The sequence below is a fragment of the Methylococcus sp. ANG genome, assembly GCF_040730495.1.
In the GTDB taxonomy this organism is placed as follows: Bacteria; Pseudomonadota; Gammaproteobacteria; order Methylococcales; family Methylococcaceae; genus Methylococcus.
This window is the reverse complement of sequence record NZ_CP160399.1, coordinates 4,080,678-4,104,636: the sequence shown is the minus strand read 5'-3', so window position 1 is coordinate 4,104,636 and position 23,959 is coordinate 4,080,678. Positions and strand designations below refer to the sequence as shown.

21 protein-coding genes and 1 pseudogene are annotated in these 23,959 nt (G+C 64.7%); 10 read left to right on the top strand and 12 right to left on the bottom strand.

Features of this window, described 5'->3' with window-relative positions:
* Window positions 1-4: 4 nt before the first annotated feature.
* From ABZN20_RS19905 to ABZN20_RS19875, 7 genes and pseudogenes are all read left to right on the top strand, one after another.
* Complete coding sequence (locus tag ABZN20_RS19905) at window positions 5-1,060, top strand: transposase (protein WP_367025156.1); 1,056 nt, start codon at window positions 5-7, stop codon at window positions 1,058-1,060.
* Window positions 961-1,356, top strand: a pseudogene (locus tag ABZN20_RS19900) (transposase); the annotation flags it as partial. The gene ABZN20_RS19905 and the pseudogene ABZN20_RS19900, both read left to right, overlap by 100 nt.
* Window positions 1,357-1,764: 408 nt before the next feature.
* Window positions 1,765-2,139 (top strand): hypothetical protein, encoded by a 375-nt coding sequence (locus ABZN20_RS19895; protein WP_255556324.1) that lies wholly within the window; start codon window positions 1,765-1,767, stop codon window positions 2,137-2,139.
* A gap of 86 nt (window positions 2,140-2,225) precedes the next feature.
* Complete coding sequence (locus tag ABZN20_RS19890; protein ID WP_218806118.1) at window positions 2,226-2,735, top strand: DUF1269 domain-containing protein; 510 nt, start codon at window positions 2,226-2,228, stop codon at window positions 2,733-2,735.
* A gap of 79 nt (window positions 2,736-2,814) precedes the next feature.
* Complete coding sequence (locus ABZN20_RS19885) at window positions 2,815-3,291, top strand: hypothetical protein (protein ID WP_367026377.1); 477 nt, start codon at window positions 2,815-2,817, stop codon at window positions 3,289-3,291.
* A 193-nt stretch (window positions 3,292-3,484) separates the two neighbouring features.
* Window positions 3,485-4,750 (top strand): hypothetical protein, encoded by a 1,266-nt coding sequence (locus ABZN20_RS19880; protein WP_367026376.1) that lies wholly within the window; start codon window positions 3,485-3,487, stop codon window positions 4,748-4,750.
* Between the two features lie 11 nt (window positions 4,751-4,761).
* Window positions 4,762-6,585 carry a peptidoglycan recognition protein family protein gene (locus ABZN20_RS19875; protein ID WP_367026375.1) on the top strand — a complete coding sequence of 608 codons (1,824 nt, stop codon included), beginning with the start codon at window positions 4,762-4,764 and terminating at the stop codon, window positions 6,583-6,585.
* 674 nt (window positions 6,586-7,259) lie between these two features.
* Here ABZN20_RS19875 and dnaE read toward each other — a convergent pair.
* The 9 genes from dnaE to ABZN20_RS19830 form a co-directional block, all read right to left on the bottom strand.
* Window positions 7,260-10,760: a DNA polymerase III subunit alpha gene (dnaE, locus tag ABZN20_RS19870; RefSeq protein WP_367026374.1), complete on the bottom strand. Its 3,501-nt coding sequence runs from the start codon at window positions 10,758-10,760 to the stop codon at window positions 7,260-7,262.
* A 438-nt stretch (window positions 10,761-11,198) separates the two neighbouring features.
* A complete protein-coding gene (rfbD, locus tag ABZN20_RS19865) occupies window positions 11,199-12,104 on the bottom strand; it encodes a dTDP-4-dehydrorhamnose reductase (RefSeq protein ID WP_218806114.1) in 906 nt (301 codons plus the stop codon).
* The gene (gene rfbC, locus ABZN20_RS19860; RefSeq protein ID WP_367026373.1) at window positions 12,101-12,658 is read right to left on the bottom strand and encodes a dTDP-4-dehydrorhamnose 3,5-epimerase; all 558 of its coding nucleotides are present in this window, start codon (window positions 12,656-12,658) and stop codon (window positions 12,101-12,103) included. The genes rfbD and rfbC overlap by 4 nt, the downstream gene beginning before the upstream one ends.
* Window positions 12,655-13,542 (bottom strand): glucose-1-phosphate thymidylyltransferase RfbA, encoded by an 888-nt coding sequence (gene rfbA / locus ABZN20_RS19855; RefSeq protein WP_218806112.1) that lies wholly within the window; start codon window positions 13,540-13,542, stop codon window positions 12,655-12,657. Before rfbA ends, rfbC begins: the two co-directional genes overlap by 4 nt.
* Window positions 13,539-14,612 carry a dTDP-glucose 4,6-dehydratase gene (gene rfbB, locus ABZN20_RS19850; RefSeq protein ID WP_218806111.1) on the bottom strand — a complete coding sequence of 358 codons (1,074 nt, stop codon included), beginning with the start codon at window positions 14,610-14,612 and terminating at the stop codon, window positions 13,539-13,541. The genes rfbA and rfbB overlap by 4 nt, the downstream gene beginning before the upstream one ends.
* Window positions 14,613-14,617: 5 nt before the next feature.
* Complete coding sequence (locus ABZN20_RS19845) at window positions 14,618-15,421, bottom strand: ABC transporter permease (protein WP_367026372.1); 804 nt, start codon at window positions 15,419-15,421, stop codon at window positions 14,618-14,620.
* Window positions 15,418-16,161 carry an ABC transporter ATP-binding protein gene (locus ABZN20_RS19840; RefSeq protein ID WP_218806109.1) on the bottom strand — a complete coding sequence of 248 codons (744 nt, stop codon included), beginning with the start codon at window positions 16,159-16,161 and terminating at the stop codon, window positions 15,418-15,420. The genes ABZN20_RS19845 and ABZN20_RS19840 overlap by 4 nt, the downstream gene beginning before the upstream one ends.
* The gene (locus tag ABZN20_RS19835) at window positions 16,158-17,147 is read right to left on the bottom strand and encodes a YVTN family beta-propeller repeat protein (protein WP_367026371.1); all 990 of its coding nucleotides are present in this window, start codon (window positions 17,145-17,147) and stop codon (window positions 16,158-16,160) included. Before ABZN20_RS19835 ends, ABZN20_RS19840 begins: the two co-directional genes overlap by 4 nt.
* On the bottom strand, window positions 17,113-18,333 hold the full coding sequence (locus tag ABZN20_RS19830) for an ABC transporter substrate-binding protein (protein ID WP_255556321.1): 1,221 nt from the start codon (window positions 18,331-18,333) through the stop codon (window positions 17,113-17,115). The genes ABZN20_RS19835 and ABZN20_RS19830 overlap by 35 nt, the downstream gene beginning before the upstream one ends.
* A 241-nt stretch (window positions 18,334-18,574) precedes the next feature.
* On the opposite strand from ABZN20_RS19830, the gene ABZN20_RS19825 reads away from it, so the two are divergent.
* The 3 genes from ABZN20_RS19825 to ABZN20_RS19815 all read left to right on the top strand — a co-directional run bounded on the left by ABZN20_RS19825 (window position 18,575) and on the right by ABZN20_RS19815 (window position 20,731).
* On the top strand, window positions 18,575-19,975 hold the full coding sequence (locus ABZN20_RS19825) for a TolC family outer membrane protein (RefSeq protein WP_367026370.1): 1,401 nt from the start codon (window positions 18,575-18,577) through the stop codon (window positions 19,973-19,975).
* Between the two features lie 178 nt (window positions 19,976-20,153).
* Window positions 20,154-20,411, top strand: a complete 258-nt coding sequence (locus ABZN20_RS19820; RefSeq protein WP_218806106.1) for a type II toxin-antitoxin system Phd/YefM family antitoxin — start codon at window positions 20,154-20,156, stop codon at window positions 20,409-20,411.
* The gene (locus tag ABZN20_RS19815; protein WP_367026369.1) at window positions 20,399-20,731 is read left to right on the top strand and encodes a type II toxin-antitoxin system RelE/ParE family toxin; all 333 of its coding nucleotides are present in this window, start codon (window positions 20,399-20,401) and stop codon (window positions 20,729-20,731) included. The genes ABZN20_RS19820 and ABZN20_RS19815 overlap by 13 nt, the downstream gene beginning before the upstream one ends.
* A 49-nt stretch (window positions 20,732-20,780) precedes the next feature.
* Here ABZN20_RS19815 and murI read toward each other — a convergent pair whose 3' ends face one another.
* Genes murI through ABZN20_RS19800 form a run of 3 tightly spaced genes read right to left on the bottom strand, consistent with a single transcriptional unit; the run spans window position 20,781 to window position 23,884 of the window.
* Window positions 20,781-21,599: a glutamate racemase gene (gene murI, locus ABZN20_RS19810; protein WP_367026368.1), complete on the bottom strand. Its 819-nt coding sequence runs from the start codon at window positions 21,597-21,599 to the stop codon at window positions 20,781-20,783.
* Window positions 21,600-21,619: 20 nt separating this feature from the next.
* Window positions 21,620-22,684: an AI-2E family transporter gene (locus ABZN20_RS19805; RefSeq protein ID WP_218806103.1), complete on the bottom strand. Its 1,065-nt coding sequence runs from the start codon at window positions 22,682-22,684 to the stop codon at window positions 21,620-21,622.
* A gap of 24 nt (window positions 22,685-22,708) precedes the next feature.
* Entirely contained in the window at window positions 22,709-23,884 is a 1,176-nt protein-coding gene (locus ABZN20_RS19800) for a pyridoxal phosphate-dependent aminotransferase (RefSeq protein ID WP_367026366.1), read from the bottom strand.
* Window positions 23,885-23,959 lie beyond the last annotated feature (75 nt).

The window sequence follows — 23,959 nt, the reverse complement described above, 5'->3', positions numbered from 1 at the left end:
CCCGATGAGCCGCTTCATCCCCGTCAATCGCCACCAGCAGTATCTGCTACCGCCCTCGGTTGACGAATGGCTGCCAGCCAACCACCTGGCACGGTTCCTCGTCGAGGTCATCGATCAGCTGGATTTAAGTCGACTGACGAGCCGCTACTCGGGGCGCGGGTCGGCGGCGCACCATCCGTCGGTACTACTGGCCCTGCTGGTTTATGGTTATGCCACCGGGGTGTTCTCCAGCCGCAAGATTGAGCGGGCCACCTACGATTCGGTGGCCTTCCGCTTTCTGTCGGCGGAAACCCATCCCGATCATGACACCCTGGCCCACTTTCGCAAGACCTTTCTGGGGGAGCTGGAGGACCTGTTCGTTCAGGTCTTGAGCCTGGCGCAGGCGATGAAGCTGGTGAGGCTCGGGCAGATTTCCCTGGACGGGACCAAGATTAAGGCCAACGCCTCCAAGCACAAGGCCTTGTCTCATGGCCACATCGAGAAGTTGGAAGCGCAGTTGCGGGAGGAGGTGCAGGCCTTGTTGCAGAAGGCGGCGGAGGCCGACGGGGCGGAGGAGCCGGACGGCATCGACCTGCCAGAGGAGTTGGCGCGGCGGCAGGATCGGCTGAAGGCCCTGGCGGAGGCGAAGGCCAAGATCGTGGAGCGGGTCGCGGAGCGCGATGCCCGGGCGCAGCAGGACTATGAAGCCAAGGTAGCCCGTCGCGAAGGCCAGCGGCAGGCGGGCAAGAAGCCACGTGGGCAGGAGCCGAAGCCGCCGGAAACCGGGCCGAAGGCCAGCGACCAGATCAATCTGACCGACGAGGAATCCCGCATCATGCCGAGCCACGCGGGTTTCCTCCAGGGCTATAACAGCCAGGCTGCGGTGGATGTGGAGACGATGTTGATCGTCGCCACCACCGTCAGTCAGCAGACCAACGACAAGCAGCAGGTCGAACCGATGCTGGCCGAGATCGAGAAGCTGCCGGAAGCCTGGGGAAGCCCGAAGCCCTGCTGGCCGACACGGGCTACTTCAGCGCCGGCAACGTGCACGCCTGCTGCGAACAGCAGATCGAACCGCTGATCGCGATGGGACGGGACAGCCATCACGTGCCGCTGGCGGAACGCCTGGCTCCGGATGCCCCGGAACCGGAAACCACCGATCCCGTGGAGAAGATGGCCTGGAAACTCAAAACGAAGGCAGGGAAGGCCCGCTACGCCAAGCGCAAATCCACGGTGGAGCCGGTGTTCGGCATCATCAAACAGGTCTTGGGATTCCGCCAGTTCTCTCTGCGCGGCTTGGAGGCAGTGGCCGGAGAATGGAAGCTGGTGGCGATGGCGTTCAATCTGAGGCGGATGCACGTGTTGGCGGCAGCGTGACAGGCTTCACGTAAAAACCAAGCGTTACACACCAATAGCGCCGCCATGGGGGAGGCGGGGCACATCTTGGTCTAGTTATCGACGCGAAACGCTGGTGACTACCCCGCCAATGCCCCCGAAAAATTCTCGATTCCAAGAATCCCGACCCGAGTAAATCCATAGTCCGACAGACTCCTAGACTGGATGTATCCTTGGGGACGGGTGCCCGCGACCGGATTTGGCTGAACTGCGAGCGTGGAATGCTGATCGAGGTGCGCGTAAACCTACCTCCCGAGCTCAAACCCGGCGCCAGACTCGGATCCTTGCTTCCACTCGCCGGCAAGAGCGGCGGCTCGAACTGCGGAAGCAGCTTCCGGCTGGGTCCGATGGGACGCCAGCCCCTATCCAGAATCGAAACAGGAGGCTGACATGATGCGCCTGGTCGTTGCGATGTTCGGCATGCTCATCGCCTCATTCGGGGCTTTCGGGCTTATCAGGCCGGCGGATTTCGTCGGGCTCGCCCGGAACTTCTGGGCCACGCCGAAAGGCGTGCATTATGCCGCCGCGCTGCGCCTGGCGCTCGGCATCGCCCTGCTCCTGGCCGCCGCCGATTCGGCCTACCCTCGAACGCTCACCGCGCTCGGCTATCTGTCCCTGGCCGGTGCCGCGATCGTCGCCCTCCTCGGCCACGTCCGGCTCGCGACGATCATCGAATGGTGGGCCCAGCAGCCGGAAACCGCCATCCGCCTCTGGGGGCTCATCGCCCTCGCCTTCGGAATCTTTCTCGTTTCCGCAATACGCTGACGACGCCGATCGGGCTACCATAGCGGCGGCACGGCCCCCAGGCCGCGCTCGATCCCTACGACCATCATTCACCAAGGAGTCCACGAATGGCAGAACTGATCTCGATCGTCTACCCCGACGAATTCCGCGCCGCCGAAGTCATGGCCACGCTCAAGCGCCTGCAGCGCGGCTACCTGGTCGACCTGGAAGACGCATGCGTCGTGGTACGCGACAAGGAATCGGGCAAGATCAAACTCCATCAGGCGGTCGACCTCACCACCATCGGCGCCACTTCCGGCGCGCTTTGGGGCGCGCTGATCGGACTCATCTTCCTGTCACCGCTGGCGGGCATGGCGGTAGGGGCCGCGGCGGGCGCGATCGGCGGTTCGTTGAGCGATTACGGGATCGACGACGGCTTCATCAAGAACGTCAGCGAAAAGATGCGGCCCGGCACCTCCGCCATCTTCATGGCGCTGCGCAACATCACGCGGGACAAGGTCGAGCCCGAGCTGGCCCGGTTCGGTGGCGAGATTCTCTATACCAGCCTGCCGAAGGAAAGCGAGGAAGCACTGCAAAAACTCCTCGCCGAGCACCGCTCGGCCAACCTGTCCGCCTGAGCCGACGGCGGGCGGCCGCAGCCGCGGAACCGCCCGTCGCCCGCATCTGTCCTGTTCATCCCGCGATTTTCGACCCGCCGTGCTGAAACAGCTCCTTCTGTCCGTCCTCGCCGTTCTGGTCCTGTTCGAAGAATGGCTCTGGGACATCCTGACCGTTCTCGGCCAACGGCTCTCCCGCCTTCTGCATCTGGAACGCTTCGATGCCTGGCTTTCACAGGCTTCCCCGAAGCTGGCGCTGACAGCCTTCGCCATCCCCCTGGCGGCCGTCGCGCCGCTCAACGTCGGCGCGGTGATGCTGATGGTTCACGGCGCGATGACCGCCGGTATCCTGCTGGAAATCGCCGCCAAGCTGCTCGGCACGCTGCTGGTCGCCCGGGTCTTCAGGCTGACGCGGCCGGCCCTGATGTCGTTCGCCTGGTTCGCCCGGCTTTACGAATGGATCATGCGACTGGTGCACTGGGCGCACGCACTGGTGCAGGAATCGCAGCTCTACCGCGCGGCGCTTGCCTTGAAGGAAACCATGAAGCGCTGCATTCGGAAGGTACTGGAAGGCTAGCAGAACACCGATGTCCTCATTGCGGCGGTTTCAACGGGCGGAGACGAATCGCGAATATCGCCAGGGACACATTTCCGGCTAAACTGCGGTGGCGCCCATTCGGCAAGCGGTTCATCGAACAGGGAAGATTCGGATTTTTCCGCCGGGCCGCAAAGCCCGGCCTGGCATTTTCCGCCAATCGGAGGATTCGGCAATGCTGAAAACCATCGACATCCTGCTGGGGGTTTCCGTCGTCATGCTCATCGCCAGCATGGCGGTAACCGTACTGACGCAGCTCATCACCGATTTGGCGAATACGCGGGGAAAACATCTCTCACGCGGGCTGGGCGATCTGCTGCGGCAGATCGATCCCAGCCTGAGCCGCGAGATGGCGGAGCAGGTATCCCGCGCCGTGCTGACCCACCCCATGATCAGCCATGTGGGACAGCGGCTCGGCGCCACGATACACCGCGAGGAATTCACCAAGCTGCTGCTGGACATCGCCAGCGGCCAGACGCCGAGAGACAGCAAGAACCGCTTGTCCGACTCCGCCAGGCAAATTCTCGCCAATATGCTGGAAAAGAACGGCATCGAGGACCCGGCAGCCACGCTCGAAAACGTCCGGGCCTATGCCTTGCAGCTCGAATTGAGCCATCCGGAACTCGCGACCAATGTCCGCCACAACGTGGCGCTGTTGCAGGAGGCCAACAGCCGCCTGGTGGCCAAGATCAACGGCTGGTTCGACCAGACCATCGACCGGGTTTCCGAACGATTTACCGCCACCACCCGGCTGATCACGGTGGCCTGTTCGGTCGTCGTGGTCGCCACGGTTCAGCTTGACACCATCGACATCATCAACCGGCTGTCCGTCGACGAAGAACTCAGAAACGCCCTGGTCCAAAAGGCCTTCGAGTTGGACCAACGGCCGCGCGACGCCGGTAAACCCGAAAAGGCGGGCGATGCCTCCAGGCCAAAGATTCCGGCTCCGCCGTCCGTCAATGCCACTCCCCTCCCGAGTCCGCACACGAAAGGCCCCGATGGCACGGCGGCCATTCCGGGCCGGGCGGAGGAGCCCAAAGGCAAACCCGCCTCTGTTCCGACTGCGGTGGCAGGCACGATGGCACCGCAATCTCCAGTTTCCGCCCAGTTCACCACCGGCAGTCCGGCCGGCGTCAGAACCGACCTGGAATATCTGCAAGACCTCGGCCTCATCAACGTCCTGGGCAGCAGCAAGGGATGGATTGGACGATGGCGCGAGGTCAATCCCATCGGCATGATCCTCTCGGTGTTTCTCCTCAGCCTCGGCGCGCCTTTCTGGTACGCCGCGCTGCAGAACCTGCTCAAGCTTCGCGGCGTCCTGGCGGTGAGGGATGACGAGCAACGGCGCGAACGGCAGAGCCCCCAGACGTCTGCGGACCAGACCGCCGGCGGTACGCCGGCCGCACCGCCACTCGCCGGCGAACGCGGCATACTGGGCTAGGAGAGCCTGCCATGCTCAAACAATGGATCGGCTGCCCGCCGGACAACTTCACCCAAGGCCGGCGCGGCCATGAGCCTCAGGCCGTCGTCATCCATGCCTACCCAAGCCTGCAAGCCGCCGACGCCTTGTTCGCCAACCCCAAATCCAGCGAATCCTGCCACTACGTCGTGGCTGCCGGCGGCCTGGTCCACCAGTACGTGGACGAAGCGGACACGGCCTATCACGCCGGCCTGGTCGTCAACCCGAGCTGGGCGCTTTATCGCCGGGGCATCAACCCCAACCTGATGACGATAGGCGTCGCCGCCGCCGTCGGGCCGGGCGAAAACTGGTCCGAGGAAATGTACGGCGCCACGGCGGAGCTGATACGGGAGATAGCGGCGTACTGGGGCTTCCCGGCGGACGCGGAGCAAGTCGTGCTGCACGCCGAGATACGGGCTTCGCGCGACTGCACCGGCCCTGGATTCGACCGCGCCGAGCTGCTGAAACGGATCGCTTCCCAACCCGCCCCGGCCCGGCCGACGCCCGGTTCGGGTCCGCTCGCCGCAAGTTTGGAACAGCGCTTCGTACGGCTCCTCGGTGCCGCAAATCTCCGCGAAGGCGCACCCAACACCCGCGCCCGCATCCTTCGCACCCTGCCGCGAGGAACGGACGTGGCGGTCACGGGCTTCACCGACCGCGGCGAGCGGATCAGAGGGAACGCCGTCTGGTACGAAACGCCGGAAAACGCCTTTCTGTGGGCGGGCGCCACCGACACTCCGCAGCCGCTGGCGCCGGCTCCGCTGCCGACGCCAGCCGCACCGCCGGTCCCGCCCCCGGAAACCGGCATCGAGTGCGGGATTCCCCGGATCGACGCCCTGTTCCGTGGGCAGAGCAGCGCTGCCATCGACAGTCACGAGCCGGCGGGCGATGCCGTCGGCGCCATCCAGGACCTGCTGTCGGGCCACGGCCATACCGGCCTGCCCGGCCTCCTCTCCGCCGCCTACGGGCGGTTCGGCAGCAAGACCGCTACGGCGGTGCAAAACTTCCAGTCCAATCGTGGGCTTCCCGCTTCGGGCGAAGTCGATGCCGCAACCCTGCGGGCTCTGGCAAGAACGCCCGCCAGCAAACCCCGGATTTCCCAGGTCTACCTCAGCCTGGTTCTGGGCTTGCCTTATCGAGGTCTGCACAAGATTCTGAGCATCGTCGCGCAGATGGAAGGCGTCGGAAAATTCGGCGCGCTCAATCTCAACACCGACGCCGCAGGACTGTCCTACGGCATCATCCAATGGGCCCAGCGTCCGGGCCGCCTGCCGGAATTGCTGCGGGCGTTTTCGGCCGCCGACCGGGAACGGTACATCGAAATCTTCGGCGACGGTAACGCCCGCCTGGCCGACGGTCTCATCGCCTATACCAGCAGGGCCAACGGCGGTGTCGACGCCCGAACCGGGCTCACGCTCGACCCGGCATTCGATCTCATTCGCTCTCCCTGGACCGGACGCTTCGAAAAGGCCACTCTTCACCTGCCCTTCCAACTGGCCCAGGTCCAAACCGCCGCCAACGCGTTCCGCCAGTCTCTCAAGAAGATGCAGGGCTACGCACGGAACCTCCGCACGGAACGCGGCATCGCCTTCATGCTGGACGTCGCCAACCAGTTTGGCGACGGCGGCCTGAAGAAGCTCTACCTGGCGGCCCACCGCGAGGGCATGGCCGAAATGGACCTTCTGGAAGCCATCGCCGACGAAAGCGTGGAACGCATGCCGGACAAATTCAAACAAGGTGTCCGGGCCAGGCGCGACGGCTTTCTCCAAACGGCCAGACTGTCCGACGAGGCCGTCGACATGGATGGCATGGGATAGACCGAAAATCCGCCGTTGGGCCTTCGGACGGATTTCGCTAAGGAGGCGGCTCTTGATCTCGAATCCGCCAGATGACGCCGAGGGGGGCGGTTTGTACTGCCTGTGATACAGAACAACCAGTGAATGCCGTTTTGTTTACCGAGAATAAACGTCAAGCATGGACGTCATAAGAAACTCTGATACTAAAACGGATTGGATTCGGTATAATTTATTCAACCTCAACGGAACGATCCGGTGCGGCTTAACCAGTGATGGTTGTTGCTCGGTTTTTGTTCTCCTCCTCCTGGGCGTCTTTTGAGGTCGCCTTATCCCCCTCCCTGGCGGACATAAGAAAGCCCGCCAGGGGCGGGCTTTTTAGCGTTTTTTGTTATTGTTGTTGTTTCAACGCTATCGCCGAGTTTACCTGCGAAGCGCATCGGTAGTTGCATTATTGTTGTAATTATCAACTGCCCCGAAGGGCTCTCCTCCTCATTGACGACTCTCTCTGAGGCCCCATCCCTGACGGCTGGGCAAAGTATAGCGGAAAAGTTCCCGGTGTCCAGGTTTTTTTACAAATTTGAAACAACCTCTTTACTATAAAATTTTACTCTTATAATTCAAGGCGTTGAACTTCGCATCGGCATCAATGAACGCGATTCCACAGTCCGACGCCAGGTAATTGTCCCCTCGCCACACTACCGGTACACCACGTCGACCCGAGAGCTGCCGATGCATTTCCGCAGGCGCCCCAGCAGCTCGTCCCTGGGATGAACCCGCCAGCGCTCACCGAGACGAAGCAGGGTCTGCGCACCTCGTCCGCGGTAAGCGACGTGGACGGGACAGGCGCCCCCTGCGAACTGGTCGAGCAGGGTCTTGAATTCGTCCAGGAATGACGGAGGAACACCATCGGCTGCCGCCGCAGCGGGCCATTCGATCCGGAGACAGCGGGCGAAATGCGCCCTCGCCTCCTCGATGCTGAAAATCCTTTCGGCGGTGATGCGGGTCTGGCCGGCATATTCGTCGTATCCCAAGGTACCTTCGGCAACGATGAGGCCGTCCTTGGCAAGATGGTGGCCGTCGCGCTGGAAGGTTTCCGTATAGACGGCAAGCTCCATGCGCCCGGTGCGATCGTCCAGCGAAATGAAACCCATTTTCTGACCGCTGCGCGTGAGCCGGGTGCGGATGTCGACGATGAGGCCCGCCACCACCACCCGCGTCTCACCCCGGCCGCCCTCGCCCTCTCCCATGAGCGGTCCGAGCCGGGTCGTGACGATCTGCTCGAGTTCGCGTTCGTGCGGCGTGATCGGATGGCCGGTGAGATACAGCCCCAGCGTGGCTTTTTCCTGGGCCAGCCGCTCCGCTTCGGTCCAGGGTTCGACCTCCGCCGAAACGAGGCTTGCGCACGCGGCCAAGGGGCTTTCCGCCGAGAAACCTCCGAACAAATCGTCCTGGCCGGCGGCGCTCATGGCGCCGTGCTGCTCCGCCGCCTTCAGCGCATCCGGCAAAGCGGCGAACAGGGCGGCCCGGTTCCGGTCGAAACAATCGAGCACGCCGGCCCGGATCATCGCCTCCAGCACCCGCCGATTGGCCTTTCGGAGGTCGATGCGCCGGCACAGGTCGAGCAGGTCGGCGAACGGCCCGTTGCTCTTCCGCTCCTGCAGGATGTCTTCGATCGCGGTCTGGCCCACGCCCTTGACCGCACCCAGGCCGTAGAGGATTTCCCGCCGGCCCTGGACGGTGAACCGGTACTCCGAGAGATTGACGTTGGGGGGCAGGATGGACAGCTTCATCCCGCGGCATTCGTCGATCAGCACGACGACCTTGTCGGTGTTGTCCATGTCGGCTGAAAGCACGGCCGACATGAACTCGGCCGGATAGTGCGCCTTGAGCCAGGCGGTCTGGTACGACACCAGGGCATAGGCGGCGGAATGTGATTTGTTGAAGCCGTAGCCGGCAAACTTCTCCATCAAATCGAAGATGTAGGAGGAGATGCCCGGGTCTATGCCTTGTCCGGTGGCGCCGGCGACGAAGATTTCCCGCTGCTTCGCCATCTCCTCCGGCTTCTTCTTGCCCATGGCGCGCCGCAGCAGGTCGGCGCCGCCCAGGGTATAGCCGGCCATGTCGCGGGCGATCTGCATCACCTGCTCCTGGTACAGGATGACGCCGTTGGTGGGTTTCAGGATCGGCTCCAGGACCGGATGGGGATATTCCGCCTTGGTCCGGCCGTGCTTGACGTTGATGTAGTCGTCCACCATGCCCGATTGCAGCGGGCCGGGGCGGAACAGCGCGACCAGGGCGATGATGTCCTCGAAACAGTCCGGCTTGAGCCGCTTGATCAAGTCCTTCATCCCGCGCGATTCGAGCTGGAACACGGCGGTGGTCGCGCACTTCCCCAGCAGCTCGTAGGCCTTGGGATCGTCCAGGGGAATCCGGTTGATGTCGACCGGCTCCTCCCCCGCAGCCTGGCGCTTTCCGTTGATGTCGGCCAGCGCCCAATCGATGATGGTCAGCGTCCTCAGCCCCAGGAAGTCGAACTTGACCAGGCCGACCGCTTCGACGTCGTCCTTGTCGAACTGGGTCACCAGGTTGCCGCCGCCCGGCTCGCAATACAGCGGGCTGAAATCGACCAGGCGCGAGGGCGCGATCACCACGCCGCCCGCATGCTTGCCCGGATTGCGGGTGATGCCTTCGAGCGACTGGGCCAAATCGAGCAGGGCCTTGACCTCCTCGTCCTCCTCGTAGAGCTTGCGCAGGTCTTCGCTGTCCTCCAGCGCCTTGCTCAGGGTGATGCCGAGCTCGAACGGGATCAGCTTGGCGATACGGTCGACGAAGCCGTACGGGTGGCCCAGCACCCGGCCGACGTCGCGCACCACAGCCTTGGCCGCCATGCTGCCGTAGGTGATGATCTGGGACACCTTGTCGCGGCCGTACTTGCGGGCGACGTAGTCGATCACCTCGTCGCGCCGCTCCATGCAGAAATCGACGTCGAAGTCGGGCATGGAGACGCGCTCGGGATTGAGGAAGCGCTCGAACAGCAGCTCGAATTCGATCGGGTCGAGGTCGGTGATCTTGAGCGCATAGGCCACCAGCGAGCCGGCGCCGGAGCCGCGCCCCGGCCCCACCGGAATGCCCTGGCTCTTGGCCCACTGGATGAAGTCGGCGACGATCAGGAAGTAGCCGGGGAAGCCCATCTCGCGGATCACCGACAGCTCCAGTTCGAGCCGGTCCGAGTAGCGTTTCGTCCGTTCTTCCAAAGTTCCCGGTCCGGAAGGCGGTCGCACGGCCAGACGTTCCTTCAGCCCTTCTCGTGACTGCTCCGAGAAAAAATCGTCCGGCGTCATGCCCGCCGGCACCGGGAAATCCGGCAGGAAGTTCTTCCCCAGGGTCAGGCCGATGTTGCAGCGGCGCGCGATCTCCACGCTGTTCTCCAGCGCCTCCGGCAAATCGGCGAACAGCGCCAGCATCTCCTCCTCGCTGCGCAGATACTGCTGCTCGCTGTATTCGCGGGGACGGCGCGGGTCGTCCAGCACCCTGCCCTGGTGGATGCAGACCCGCGCCTCGTGGGCCTCGAACTCCTTCGATGATAGGAAGCGGACGTCGTTGGTGGCCACCACCGGCAAGTCGAAGCGGGCGGCCAGCCCCACCGCCGCATCGATGTAGCGCTCCTCGTTGGCGCGCCCCGTCCGGCACAGTTCGAGGTAGAAGCGGTCCCGGAATATCCCGCCCCAGTATTCGGCCAGACGTGCCGCTTCCGCGCTATTGCCGCCGATCAGGGCATGGCCGATGGCGCCTTCGCGCCCGCCGGAGAGCGCGATCAGGCCGGCATTGCGATCCGCCAGCCATTCCGGCATCAGCATGGGAACGCCCTGGTGCTGGTTTTCCTGGTAGCTGCGCGAAATCAGCTCGGTCAGCGCGAGATACCCCTCCTGGTTCTGGACCAGCAGGGTGAGCCGGTGAGGGGAACTCGCATCCTGCGGGCTCTGCACCCACACGTCGGCGCCGGCGATCGGCTTGATCCCGGCGCCCATGGCCGCCTTGTAGAACTTGACCAGGGCAAACAGGTTGGACTGGTCGGTCACGGCCACGGCCGGCATGCCGAGTTCCGCCAGCTTCTTGACCAGCGGTTTGATCCGGACCACCCCGTCGACGAGGGAATATTCGGTGTGAATCCGGAGATGGACGAACTTAGGCTCCATGAGCGCCCGCTAATGCAAATTCATATTCAAAGGCCGCGCGCAGCGAGGCCGTTTCCGCTCTTGATCTTGAATCCCGTTCAGCCGCGCCGAGCATCGCAGCTTGCCGAGCGGAACAGCCCGCAGGGGCGCCGCAAGGAGGCGGCGCGTCGACAGAGGGGCATGGAAGCCCCTTCTGTCGACCCCGCTCGGCAAGCGACAACTTTGCCAGAAGCAAAGTTGAACAGCCGTAGGCTGGCCCGTAGGGCGAAAACCATGGATGGTTTTCGTAGAAGCGCAAGGGCTTTCGCGGCTGTCGGGCGGCCTTTTCTTTGCATCCTTTCTTTTGGCCGAGCAAAAGAAAGGATGTCGGCCGTGGGTCCGAAAACCCACATTCAAATCAACTGCGCGCAGCGCCTCTTCTTTCTTTCGCGCTTTCGGCACGGTAGCTGAAAATAACTCTCACCGACCGGCAAGATCAGCCAAACAAAGCTCCAGCGCCTGTTGCCAGCCGGGGGGCACGATGCCGAACCGCTCCTCGAGCTTGCTCAAATCCAGCACCGAATAAGCCGGCCGCTTGGCCGGAGTGGGATATTCCGCGGTCGGGATGGCCTCGACCCGGGCCGCGGTGTCGGGGAGCAATCCGGCGGCCACGGACCGCTCGCGGATGGCGCAGGCGAAGCCGTACCAGCTCGTCCGGCCACTGCAGGTGAGATGGTAGACACCGCTAGCTTCCGACAGATCGGCCACACCGGAACGCAGCGAGCGCGCCACCAGAATCGTGGTCGCCTCCGCGATCATCCGCACCCAGGTCGGGGCGCCGAGCTGGTCGTCGATGACCCGCACCACCTCGCGCTCGGCCATGAGCCGCAGCATGGTCCTCAAGAAGTTCTGGCCGCGCACGCCGTAGACCCAGGCGGTGCGGAGAACGACATGGGCGGCGCCGGATTCGGCGATGGCCGCTTCGCCGGCCAGCTTGCTGCGGCCGTAAACGTTCCGCGGGCCGACCGGGTCGTCCTCGCGGTACGGCACGCTGCCGTCGCCGGGGAAGACGTAATCGGTCGAATAGTGGATCAGGCCTATACCTAAACGCGCCGCCTCCGCCGCCAGCACGGCGGGCCCTTCGGCGTTCGCCTTCCAGGCCCGCTCCGGCTCCTGCTCGGCCCGATCGACCGCGGTATAGGCGGCCGCGTTGACGATCAGGTCCGGCCGGACGGATCGCACCGCCGCGGCCACGCCCGCCGGTTCGGCCAGATCGAGAACCGGCACGGTATGGCGATCGAGTGCGACGACCTCGCCGAAGCAGGCGAGCGTGCGCCGCAGTTCCCAGGCCAATTGCCCGCCCCTGCCGACGATGAGGATTTTCATGGATAGACCGGCAGCCGGTCCTGCGGAAAATCCCGGAGCAGCAAGGCGTCCTTGTCCTTGGCGGAGAGTTCGGGCGCGTCGTCCTGCGGCCAGTCTATGCCGATGTCCGGATCGTCCCAGCGCAGCGAGAATTCGGAGGAGGGATCGTAATACTCGGTGCACTTGTAGGCGAACATCGCCGTCTCGCTGAGTACGCAGAAGCCGTGAGCGAAGCCTTCCGGCACGTACATCTGCAGATGGTTCTCCGCCGACAGCACGGTGCCGAACCAGCAGCCGAAGTGCGGCGATCCGCGCCGGATGTCCACCGCCACGTCGAACACCTCGCCCTGCAGCACCTGCACCAGCTTGCCCTGGGAGCGGGGATTCTGGAAATGCAGGCCCCGCAGGATGCCCTTGCGCGAATAGGACAGATTGTCCTGTACGAAATCGGCCGGCAGTCCGGCATCCTGGTAACGCTGGCGGCTCCAGGTTTCCTTGAAATAGCCGCGGGCGTCGCCGAACACCTTGGGCGAGATCAGCACCACGCCCGGCAATGACGTCTGTTCGACTCTCAAACCGGCATCCCTCCTTCGATCAGCCGGCGCAGATAAGCGCCGTAGCCGCTCTTGCCCAGATCGCCGGCCAGGCGACCGACCTCTTCCGCGCCGATCCAGCCCTTGTTCATCGCGATTTCCTCCGGACAGCAGATCTTGAGGCCCTGCCGCTCCTCGATGGTCTGGATGAAATTGGATGCCTGCAGCAGCGAGTCGTGGGTCCCGGTGTCCAGCCAGGCGACGCCGCGCCCCATCTTTTGGATGTGCAACTGGCCTTGCTCCAGATAAAGCCGGTTGATGTCGGTGATCTCCAGCTCCCCCCGCGCCGAGGGCTCGAGCGTCGCCGCCATGTCCGCGACCTGTTCGTCGTAGAAATAAAGCCCGGTGACGGCGTAGTTCGACTTAGGTCTGGCGGGCTTTTCCTCGACGCCGATCACCCGCCCGGTCGCGTCGAATTCGGCGACGCCGTAGCGCTCCGGATCGCGCACCCAGTAGCCGAACACCGTGGCCCCTTCTTCGCGTCCCGTGGCGTCGGACAGGAACTCCTGAAAATCGTGGCCGTAAAAGATATTGTCGCCGAGAATCAGGCAACTGCGCCGGCCGTCGATGAAATGGCGGCCGATGAGAAAGGCCTGCGCGAGGCCTTCCGGCTTCGGCTGGGCGGCATAGCTGATATCGATACCCCACTGCGCGCCGTCGCCGAGCAGAGCCTGGAACAGCGCGGCATCATGCGGCGTGGTGATCACCAGGATGTCCCGGATGCCGGCCAGCATCAGTACCGACAAGGGGTAGTAGATCATCGGCTTGTCATAGACCGGCAGCAACTGCTTGCTGACCACATGGGTCAGCGGATACAGCCGGGTGCCGGAACCGCCGGCCAGGATGATGCCGCGGATTCCGCTCATGCCTTCTCCTTGGCGCTCTCGACGCCGAGGCGCTCGCCGCCGTAATTGCCGGCCTTGACGTGCTCCACCCAGTCGCGGTTGTCGAGATACCAGCGCACCGTCTTGCGCAGGCCGGTCTCGAAGGTTTCCTCCGGCTGCCAGCCCAGTTCGCGGCCGATCTTGCCGGCATCGATGGCGTAGCGCAGATCGTGGCCCGGCCGGTCCTGCACGAACTGGATCAGCCGGCGGTGCGGTTTATGGGGGGAATCGGGCAGGAGTTCGTCGAGCAGGGCGCAAATCGTCTCCACCACTTCGATGTTGGTCTTCTCGTTGTTGCCGCCGACGTTGTAGACCTCGCCCGGCCGGCCGCCGGCCAGCACGGTCTCGATCGCCCGGCAATGGTCCTCCACGTAGAGCCAGTCGCGGACGTTGGTGCCCGCGCCGTATACCGGCAGCGGCAGGCCCTGCAAGGCATGGTCGATCATCAAGGGGATCAGCTTCTCCGGGAACTGGTACGGCCCGTAATTGTTCGAGCAGTTGGTGGTCAGCACCGGCAGGCCGTAGGTGTGGAAATAGGCCCGCACCAAGTGGTCGGAACCGGCCTTGGACGCCGAATACGGCGAGTTGGGCCGGTACGGCGTCTCCTCGGTGAACTTGCCGGTCGCACCCAGCGTGCCGTACACCTCATCGGTGGAGACATGCAGGAACCGGAACGCCTTCCGGCGCTCGTCGTCCAGTTGGCGCCAGTACCAGCGCGCGGCCTCCAGCAGTTCGAAAGTGCCGGCGACGTTGGTGTGGACGAAGGCGTCCGGGCCGTCGATCGAGCGGTCGACATGGGTCTCCGCGGCGAAATTGACGATCGCGTCCGGCTGATAGCGCTCCAGCAGGTATTCGACCAGCTCGCGGTCGCCGATCGAGCCCAGCACGAAGTCGTGGTTCGGATCGTCCTCGACTTCGGCGAGGGTGCGCAGATTGCCGGAATAGGTCAGCGCGTCCAGGTTGACGACCTCGACGCCGCCCTGCCGCATCTGCCTGAGCACGAAATTGCCGCCGATGAATCCGGCTCCGCCGGTAACGAGTAAGGTTTTCACTGGGTTCAAGCGCCGCCTTTACGCTGCATCATGCCTTTGGAAGGGTTGTAGCCGACGATCGCCACGCCGAGAAACAGCGCCGTGGCCCCGGCCGTGTAGCCGCATGCCAACCCGTTGAACTGTCCGTACAGCGCGAAGCGGATCAGCTCCACCGCCTGCGAGAAGGGGTTCCATTGGGCCAGCCAGTGCAGCAGCTCGCTGGACTCCTGGATCTTCCAGAGCGGGTACAGCGCCGTGGACATAAAAAACATCGGGAATATTACGAAATTCATCACGCCGGCGAAATTCTCCAACTGGCGGATGAAAGATGATAATAGCAGGCCGAGCGCCCCCAGCATCACGCCGGAGAGCAGCAGCGCCGGCAGCACCGCCAGATAGCCTTGGGCCGGCGCCTCGATGCCGTAGGCCCAGGCGACGCCCAAGAACACGTAGACCTGCAGAATCGACACGGCGACGCCCGCGACCAGCTTGGCGGTCAGCAGGAACCAGCGCGGCAATGGGCTGACCAGGAGCGTCCGCATGCTGCCCATTTCGCGGTCGTACACCATCGACAGCGAACTCTGCATGCCGTTGAACAACTGGATCATCCCCAGAAGCCCCGGCGTGATGTAGACCTCATACAGGATATAGGTCTCGTAGGGCGGACTGATGGCCAGACCTAAGGTCGAACGGAAACCGGCGGCGAACACGAACAGCCAGACCAGCGGCCGCACCAGGGCGGAGACGAAGCGTTCGCGCTGGTGGACGAAGCGGTGGAGCTCGCGGGCGACGATGCCGCGCAGCGCTCGCAGATAATGCATAGGCCTCATCCCTCGCCCTCCGCCGTCAGCCGGTGGAACGCCGCGCTCACCGTTTCCGCGCCCTGCCCGGCCAGCACCTCGCGCACGGTGCCTTGTGCCCGGACCCGCCCCTTGTGCAGCACGATCAGGCTGTCGTCCTCGCCGATCTCGTCGATCAGATGCGTCGCCCACAGCACCGCCAGCTCGCGGCTGCGGCACAGCTCGTGGATGTAGTCGACCAAGGCCTTGCGGCTGGGCACGTCCAGCCCCACGCTGGGCTCGTCCAGGAGCAGCAGGGTCGGGCGGTGCAGGAGGGCGCGGGCGATCTCCACCCGCCGCCGGTGGCCGCCGTTCAGTTGCCGGACCTTCTCGTCGCGCCGGCCGTGCATGCCCTGCCGCTCCAGCTCCTCCCGGATACGAAGCTCGGCCTCCTTGCGGCTCAAGCCATGCAGGGATGCGTGATAGCGCAAGTTCTGAGCGACGCTCAGGTCCAGGTCGAGGGTCGGCTGCTGGAACACGACGCCGAGCCGGGACAGCGCGGCGCAGGAGTCCTGGCGCAAAGAGCGGCCGGCGATGCGGATCTGCCCTGCGGGCGCATCGTAAAGCCGGGTCACCAGCGAGAACAGCGTGCTCTTGCCCGCCCCGTTGGGGCCGAGCAGGATCGCGCACTCGCCCCGGTGGACGCGGAAGCCCACGTCATCCAGCGCCTTGCGCGGCCCGTAGGCGAACGAAAGGTGTTCGACCTCGAGCGCTGGAACCGCAGCGCTCATGGCCTGACCGCGGCTCCCCAGGGATGTGTGCCCACGGCCACCGACTTGGTCACCTTGTGCGATTCCAGGTCGACGATGGACAGGTCATTGCTGAGGCCGTTGGTGGTGTACAGCCGTTTGAAATCGGGCGAGAACTCCAGATTCCACACCCTCTGGCCGACCAGCAGGTAGTCCTTCACTTCCAGCTTCTGCGCGTCGATCACCGCGACGCGGTTGGCCGGCCCCAGCGCCACATAGGCGTAGCGCCGCTCGGGATCGATGCGGATGCCGACCGGCTGGACCTTCTCCTGGGTCACGCCGGCGATCTTGAAAGGAATCGTCTTGATGGGCTGGCGGGTTTCCGTATCGATCACCGTCACCGTGCCGGCGATCTCGGAGCTGACCCAGAGCTGTCTGCTGTCGGCGGTGAAGGCCGCGGCGCGGGGGCGCGGATCGACGAGGGTGTTGTCCACGACTTCCAGTTTGGCCCGGTCGATCCAGTGCGCCATGTTGGTAGTCTCGCTGGTGCTCACCACCCAACGCCCGTCCGGGCTGACGGCGATGCCCTCGGGCTCGACGCCCACCGGAATCTCCTTGACCGCCTTGCGGGCGGCGATGTCGATCACCGTCACCCGGTTGTCGTCCTCGTTGGAGACGTAAAGGAACTTGCCGTCAGGGTCCATGGCGAAGGTTTCCGGGTCTTCGCCGGAAGGCAGCGTGCCGGTGACTTTCAGCGTCTCCGCATCGATCACCTGGATGACGTCGCTGTCGCTGGCGGCGACGTAGAGGCTCTTGCCGTCCTTCGCCAGCAGGATGCCGCGCGGGCGCTTGCCGATCTTGGCCGTCTTGGTCCGGGTGCCGGTGGCGCCGTCGACGACGGCGATGGCGTCGTCCTTTTCCAGCGTGACGTAGACGGTGTCGGCGCCCACTGCGCCGCAGGCCAGGGCGAGGAAGGCGCCGATCAGGCGGAAGTCATTTCTTGGCACGGCACAGAGTTTCCGGTTCATCGTATCCCAAACTGTCCAATTCGTTTTTCGGATGGGCGAAGCCCTCCACCGGCGCCACCGCGACCAGGGAGCGCTCCTGCGCCAGCAGCACCGGCTGCCGCAACTGGCCGTCCCAGCGACGGAACGACAGCGGCACACCCTTGAAGCCGGCCAGCGCGAAATTATCGCCCAGCATATAAGCCCTGACCGCCTCGAACTCCAGCGACCGGGTCCGGGTCGCGGCCTCGCCGATGGCCCGCACCGCCAGCCAGGCGCCGTAGTCGACCTCGGTCATCCGCCGCCCGGCCTGTTCGCGGAAGCGGTTCTGCAACTGGATCGCGCCCCAGGCCTCCAGGGTATGGTGCCAGGCGGCGGCGACCAGTCCCTGGGTGCCGGCGACCAATCGCGGCTGCCAAGTCCGGTACGACAAGGTGTCCCCGAACAGTCCCGCCTCATCGGCCACCATGACCACGTCGTAGTCGCCGCCCTGAGTGAACACCGGCACTTCCGATTCCGGCGTCCGCCGGTCGTCGAAGCTATGCTCCCAGTTCTTCTCGGCGACGATCTTCATCCCGAAACGCTTGGCCGAACGTTTCAGCGCGTCGGCGAACAAGCGGTCCTCCGGCGCCGGCCCCACGGCCAGAAACCAGCGCTTCCACTTCTTCTTCGCCAGGTACTGGGACAACGCGTCCGCCCGCATGGCCCGACTCGGCAGCAGGTGCAGCACGTTGGGCGCGCAGGACTCGCCGCGCAGGGCATCGTCCCGGCTGGAGACGTCCAGCAGCAGGACGTCGCGCGCTTCCGGCAGGGCGGACAGGCGCCGCAATACTTCCGGCTTCAGGTCGGCCAGGACGAAACGGCGGCCCTCCGCGACCAGCCGCTTGAACGCCGCCTCGGCGTCGTCTCCCGGCGCGAGCAGGGTTTCGGCGATGGCGAACTCCTGACGGGTGAAGCGGCCGGTGGTATTGTCGTCCGCCAGCCCCAGCCGGGCGCCCTGGATACCCCGGTCGGTCACCACGGGATCGAAATACGGCGGAATGACGGTCGCTTCCGCCGGCTGGCCCAGATAGGCGAGGGTCAACAGGTCCACGGCCCGTGGCGTCGCCGTCGGCGCCGGGGTCTGCCGCGGGACGGGCGAAGCCCGCTTGGCCGCCTCGGCGCCATCGGCCTGAAGCAGCGCCAATGCGACGATTCCGGACCTGAGCATGGCTCGGCCCGCGCAAGCTCTGAATCGGTTGAAGCGGATCAAAGGGTTCAATTCCGGGTTGAGTTCAAGGCGAAGCGGCGCCCCGAACCGGGGGCGGGTGGAATTCTATGGGATTTGTAAGGAACGCACCATGAGGTAGCGAGATGGTAGATAATCCCTAAAGACACGCAGGCCGAAGCGGCCCGACAGCCAGACCGTTCGGTCACTGGCCGCGCATTCCGATCTCCTCCACTCATGCTGCATGAACAAACCCGCGTTTGCCGCTTTGCTTCTGTCATTGTCCGCTCCGCCCGCCCCCGCCGTCGATCTGCTCGGCGTGTTCGATCTCGCGCTGCAATACGATCCCCGTCTGCATGCGGCGCAGGCCCAGCGCGACGCGGCACTGGAGAACAAGCCCCAGGCCGTGGCCCGGCTGCTGCCGACGGTGTCCGCCACCACCGGCCTGACCCGCCAGATGGTGCAGACCGGCGACTCGCCCATCCTGGTGTTCAACGCCAAGAAGAACGTCGGTTTCTGGCTGGCGACCGGTATCGTGCAACTGGTGCAGCCGATCTACCAACACGACCTGTGGGTGCGGCTGGCCCAGGCCGACAATGCGGTGGCCGAGGCCGAGGCGTTATACGCGGCGGAACTGCAGAACGTGATGCTGCGGGTGACTCAGACCTATTTCGACGTGCTGTACAAAGAGGCATCGCTGGAGTTCGCCAGAGCCGAGCTGGAGTCGATCAACCGGGAGCTGGAGCAGGCCAACGCCCGCTTCGAGGTGGGACTGTCGGCGGTGACCGACGTGAACGAGGCGCAGGCCGCGGCGGACCGGGCGCGGGCGGGCGTCATCATCGCCGAGAACGAGCTGAACAACGCGAGGGAGTATCTGCGCCAGATCGTGGGTGACGATCCGGGTGAGCTGGAACCCCTGAAGCTCGAAGTGCCGTTGGAGGATCCGATGCCGGACGACATCGACCGCTGGAACGACACCGCCCAGCAGAGCGCGCTGGCCATCATCGCGGCGACCAACCGGGCCGACCGGGCCAAACAGGAAATCGAGGTGCAGTTCGCCGGGCATTACCCGTCGATCAACTTGATCGCCGACGCCCAGTTCTACGACAACGACCGCCCACCCCGCCCCAACCGCTACCAGCAGCAGGACGTGGGGATGCAGATCAACGTGCCGCTGTTCGCAGGCGGCAGCGTCAACTCCAAGGTACGCCAGGCACGCTTCGGCTTCGAAGCCGCCACCCAGCAGGTGGACCAGGAACGCCGCGCGGTCCGCACCAAGGTGAAGAACGCCTATCGAGCCATCCGTTCCGCCATCGGCCAGGCCAAAGCCTTCAAGACCGCGATCAAGTCCTCGGAAAGCGCGCTGGAGGCCGCCATCTCCGGCATGGAGGTCGGCACCCGCACCATGACGGACGTGCTGTTCGTACAGCGCCAGTACTACGAAAACAAGCGCGACTTCGCCCTGGCCCTGCGCGACTACATCGTCAACAGCGTGGCGCTCAAGGAGGCCGCCAGCGTGATGCAGCGCGAGGACCTGGACCGGATCAACGGCTGGCTGCAGGCGCAATCCGCCGTACCGCCGAAGGACAAGACCGACGCCCCCGCCACACGGCCAAAACTCAAGACAGGCCGCAAGGCCGGCTAGAGCGCGGCTGCCGGTTCCAAAGCCCGAGCTTAGGAACCAAACCTGGAAACCCGGGCCTCCCATCACCCTAGCCACGCCGCTTCGATTGGGCGTCATGCATCGGCCGCAGCGGGGCTCAGGAGCCGCATAGGCTAGGACAGGACTTGCGCCTCAAAATGTTCCACTTTAGTATCACTACATGCGTACTGAACTCGTGACCACTCTCAAGCGCCAAGCCACCGAGCTGCTATCCCGGCTAGCCCGTGATCGTGAACCGATCCTGATCACGCAACATGGCGTGCCGGCGGCGTATCTGGTGGATGTTGAAACTTTCGAGACTCTTCAACGGCGGATGGTTCTACTCGAGGGCATTGCGCGAGGCGAGAGAGCCATTGAGGAAGGACGTACCCTTACCCAGGCCGAGGCGAAGCAACGCATGGCCAGATGGCTGAAGTAATCTGGACCGAACCAGCTCTCGGTGATCTGGATGCCATTGCCGATTACATTGCCTTAGACAACCCAGAAGCGGCGCGAAGCCTCGTCCAGAGAGTTTTTGAGCATGTTGATCATCTGGAAAGACATCCTCAGCTCGGCTCGAAGCCGCCGGAACTCAAGGGGTGGGGTTGCCGTCAGATCGTGGAACCACCCTGCCGAATCTTCTATCGCGAGGATTCGGGCCATGTGTTCATTCTTCATGTCATGCGGGCCGAGCGCCTTCTGAAGCCCGAACTGCTTGCGACTCGAGATAAGGAAACGGGTGGGACAAACCCGTTTTAGGCGGCGATCCTCCTTCGTGGGTTTGTGCCTAATCCTCAGCGCAAGCCCCCTACACGCCCGAAGCGGCGAAATCTGCCGGCAGACGCTGCACGCGATGTGCGGCGGCCCATAGCACAGCAATGGAACGGCCCGTTACGTCTTCCGAACCGCTGCTCCAGAACTGTTCGGCACCCGGGCCGGTCCGCCGCGCCAGCAGCCGGTCTACTTCGAGGCGGCACCGGAGATGGCGCGCGACGGCAGTGCCGGTTTCGACGATGCGCACTTCGGGCCCGGCGATGTCGGCGATGAGATCGCACAGGAAAGGATAATGCGTACAGCCCAGCACCAGGGTGTCGGCGCCGCGCTCCAGCACCGGCTGCGTATACCTGTAGACCAGCGCACGCGTCGCGGGGCTTGCCAGTTCGCCCCGCTCGACCTGCTCGACCCAGCCGGGGCAGGCCTGGGCGATCACTTCCACCGCCTCGCCGGTCCGGTCCACCAGGTCGCGGAACTTGGCGCTCTTCAACGTGCCCTCGGTCGCCAGCACGCCGACGATGCGTGATTTCGACAGCGCGATCGCAGGCTTGATGCCCGGCTCCATGCCGATGACGGGGACGTTGAATTCGGCCCGTAGCGCTGCGATCGCCGCCGCCGTTGCGGTGTTGCAGGCCACGACGATGGCTTTAGCGCCCCGGCCCAGCAGAAACCTTCCGACCGCCAGCGCCCGCCGTTCGATGTACTCCGCGGGCTTGCTGCCGTACGGCAGGTGCCCCGAATCGGCGACATACAGCAGGTTTTCGTGCGGAAGCGCGGCGCGTATCTCCCGCAGCACCGAGAGTCCGCCCACTCCCGAGTCGAAGACGCCGATGGGACCGTCGCAGCCGGCCAAACCTGGAAGCTCCGCGCCGATCAGTCTTGGGACAGGCGCGCCTCGTCGTTCCAGTCGCGCCACAGCGAAATGAGTATGGCCATCACGGTGGGCCCGATGAAGAGGCCGACGAAGCCCATCGCCTCGACGCCGCCGAAAATGCCCAGCAAGGTGGGCAGGAAGGGAATGTTGGCGGCGCCGCCGATCAAGGCCGGCCGCACGTAGTTGTCCGCGATGAGGGTCACGATGAACCCGTACACCGCGAGTACGATGCCGGCTGCGGCATGCCCCTGGACGATCAGATAGATCGAAGCGGCGCCGAACACCAGCTTGGCGGCGAACGGCACCAGCGCGACGACAGCCGTCAGGGTGCCGAGCAGGACCGGCTGGCTGAGGCCCACGGCCCAGTAGCCGATCCCGAGAATGACCCCCTTGCCGATGCCGACCAGCAGCATGCCGTTGACCGTGCCGCGCACGGCGGTGACGGCATGCCGCGCATAGCGGGCACCGGCTGAGCCGAACAGGCTCACGGAACGGCCGAGAATCTGTTGTCCCAAACCGTGCCCGTCGCGGAAAATGAAAAACAGCGCGAGCAGCGTGATGAAACCGGACATGAAGCGGTGCAGCACCTGGGCCGCGAGATCGCGGGTATAGGTGAACACCGTCCCCATTCCCAGCGCATTGAGCGCATTCTTGATCGTTTCGGGGTTACCGAAAGTCTCGCTCCAGGTTTCCTGTACCCAGTCCCCGACCCAGGGCAACTGGCTCAGCCACTCCGGCGCGCCGATGCCGGAACTCTGCACCTTGACCAGCAGGCGGTGGAGCATCTGCACCTCGTGACCGAGCACCACGACGCCGAAAGTCGCGGGAATCATCAGCAAGACCATCATCAGCAGGGTCATGCCCAGCGGCAGCCAGCCGGCGCGCGCGCCGCGAGGCGCACGTTGATAGAGATGCTCGTACCAGGGCCAGACGGCGAAAGCCAACACCGCCGCCCAGGCGATGGGCATGATGAAACCGTGAAGCACCCAAAGGCCCGCCGCCAACAGCAGCAACACCGCCAGGCCGGCCGGTTTGATAATCGTCAGAAAATGGGAAGAGGTCATCGTGATTAGGTTTCTTATGTGTTCTTATCGGCCGTCCATGATCGTTCGCAGGCCGTGCACCAGGCGGCCTATGCCTTCCTCCGCGGTCGCCGGCAGAAGCGCGCCGTAGGCGATCCGCAGGTAACAGCCGCCGTCGAGGCCGAAGGCGGTGCCGGGGATCACCGCCACGCCGAATTCGCGGATCAGGCGCTCGGCCAGGGCAAAGGCATCGCCGCCGCGCTCGATGCGGACGAGGACGTAGAACGCGCCTTGGGCTTCCGGCACACGGCAGCGCTCCCCCAGTCCGGCCAGTGCATCGAGAACGATGCGCCGCACCCGCGCAGTCGTCGCCAGCTTTTCCCGGCAATACGCCGACCCGGTTTCCATGGCTCCGACTGCCGCGTGCTGGGAAACCAGGGGCGCGCAGATCAGGTTGGTGTCCTGCACCTTGAGCACGGCCGGTTCCAGCGCCCGCGGGATCAGCATGTAGCCGATGCGCCAACTGGCGAAGCCGTAGGCCTTGGACAGAGAATACAGGGAAATCGTGTGGCCGGCGGAATCCGGCAAGGAAGCCGGCGAGAAATGGCGCGCACCATCGTAGACGAAGTACTCGTAAGTTTCGTCGGTAACGTGGAACAATCCCCGCTCCCGGCACAGCGCATTGACCGCCCGCAAGGCGGCCTCCGGGTAGACCGCGCCGGACGGATTGTTGGGCGAGACCGTGACGACGACACGGGTGCGCGGCGTGATGGCGCGTTCCAGGCGGTCCAGATCGAGCTGGAACCGATCGTCGGTCGGCAGCTGGACCGGCGTGCAACCCAGCATGCGGACTGCCATTTCCTGGTTGAAATAGTAAGGGCTCGGCAGGATGATCTCATCGCCCGCATCGGCGATGGCGAACAGCGCGTTCAGAAATCCCATGTTGGCGCCCGCCGTCACCAGCACCGTGCGGCCAGAGAGGGAAATGCCGTTCTCCCGCTCGAGCTTTTCGCGCATCAGCGCCCGCAGCTCCGGCAGCCCTTCCACAGGGCCGTAGCGGTGCTGGCCCGGCCCCTCGCCGAATTCCCGCATCCGCTCCAGCGCCCGCCGCGGCGGCCCGTACCAGGCCACGCCCTGCCCCAGCGAAATGACGCCGGGGTGCTCGCGGATCATCGCGGCGATGACCGGAATGATCGGCGCCTGCACCGCGCGCATCCGCCCGCTCACGGGATTGCTCATCATGGAAAGACCGTCGAACCGAAAAAATCTTCCCATTCTAGCGTCCCGCGGGACATTTACGCTCGCGCCGTGAGCCGC

What these genes read in the sequence shown, in the direction of transcription:
- ABZN20_RS19905 (WP_367025156.1), top strand. Translation starts at nt 5, where the DNA reads ATGAGCCGCTTCATCCCCGTCAATCGCCACCAGCAGTATCTGCTACCG.
- ABZN20_RS19895 (WP_255556324.1), top strand. Translation starts at nt 1,765, where the DNA reads ATGATGCGCCTGGTCGTTGCGATGTTCGGCATGCTCATCGCCTCATTC.
- ABZN20_RS19890 (WP_218806118.1), top strand. Translation starts at nt 2,226, where the DNA reads ATGGCAGAACTGATCTCGATCGTCTACCCCGACGAATTCCGCGCCGCC.
- ABZN20_RS19880 (WP_367026376.1), top strand. Translation starts at nt 3,485, where the DNA reads ATGCTGAAAACCATCGACATCCTGCTGGGGGTTTCCGTCGTCATGCTC.
- ABZN20_RS19875 (WP_367026375.1), top strand. Translation starts at nt 4,762, where the DNA reads ATGCTCAAACAATGGATCGGCTGCCCGCCGGACAACTTCACCCAAGGC.
- dnaE (WP_367026374.1), bottom strand. Translation starts at nt 10,760, where the DNA reads ATGGAGCCTAAGTTCGTCCATCTCCGGATTCACACCGAATATTCCCTC.
- rfbD (WP_218806114.1), bottom strand. Translation starts at nt 12,104, where the DNA reads ATGAAAATCCTCATCGTCGGCAGGGGCGGGCAATTGGCCTGGGAACTG.
- rfbA (WP_218806112.1), bottom strand. Translation starts at nt 13,542, where the DNA reads ATGAGCGGAATCCGCGGCATCATCCTGGCCGGCGGTTCCGGCACCCGG.
- ABZN20_RS19845 (WP_367026372.1), bottom strand. Translation starts at nt 15,421, where the DNA reads ATGAGGCCTATGCATTATCTGCGAGCGCTGCGCGGCATCGTCGCCCGC.
- ABZN20_RS19840 (WP_218806109.1), bottom strand. Translation starts at nt 16,161, where the DNA reads ATGAGCGCTGCGGTTCCAGCGCTCGAGGTCGAACACCTTTCGTTCGCC.
- ABZN20_RS19835 (WP_367026371.1), bottom strand. Translation starts at nt 17,147, where the DNA reads ATGAACCGGAAACTCTGTGCCGTGCCAAGAAATGACTTCCGCCTGATC.
- ABZN20_RS19830 (WP_255556321.1), bottom strand. Translation starts at nt 18,333, where the DNA reads ATGCTCAGGTCCGGAATCGTCGCATTGGCGCTGCTTCAGGCCGATGGC.
- ABZN20_RS19825 (WP_367026370.1), top strand. Translation starts at nt 18,575, where the DNA reads ATGAACAAACCCGCGTTTGCCGCTTTGCTTCTGTCATTGTCCGCTCCG.
- ABZN20_RS19820 (WP_218806106.1), top strand. Translation starts at nt 20,154, where the DNA reads ATGCGTACTGAACTCGTGACCACTCTCAAGCGCCAAGCCACCGAGCTG.
- ABZN20_RS19815 (WP_367026369.1), top strand. Translation starts at nt 20,399, where the DNA reads ATGGCTGAAGTAATCTGGACCGAACCAGCTCTCGGTGATCTGGATGCC.
- ABZN20_RS19805 (WP_218806103.1), bottom strand. Translation starts at nt 22,684, where the DNA reads ATGACCTCTTCCCATTTTCTGACGATTATCAAACCGGCCGGCCTGGCG.
- ABZN20_RS19800 (WP_367026366.1), bottom strand. Translation starts at nt 23,884, where the DNA reads ATGATGAGCAATCCCGTGAGCGGGCGGATGCGCGCGGTGCAGGCGCCG.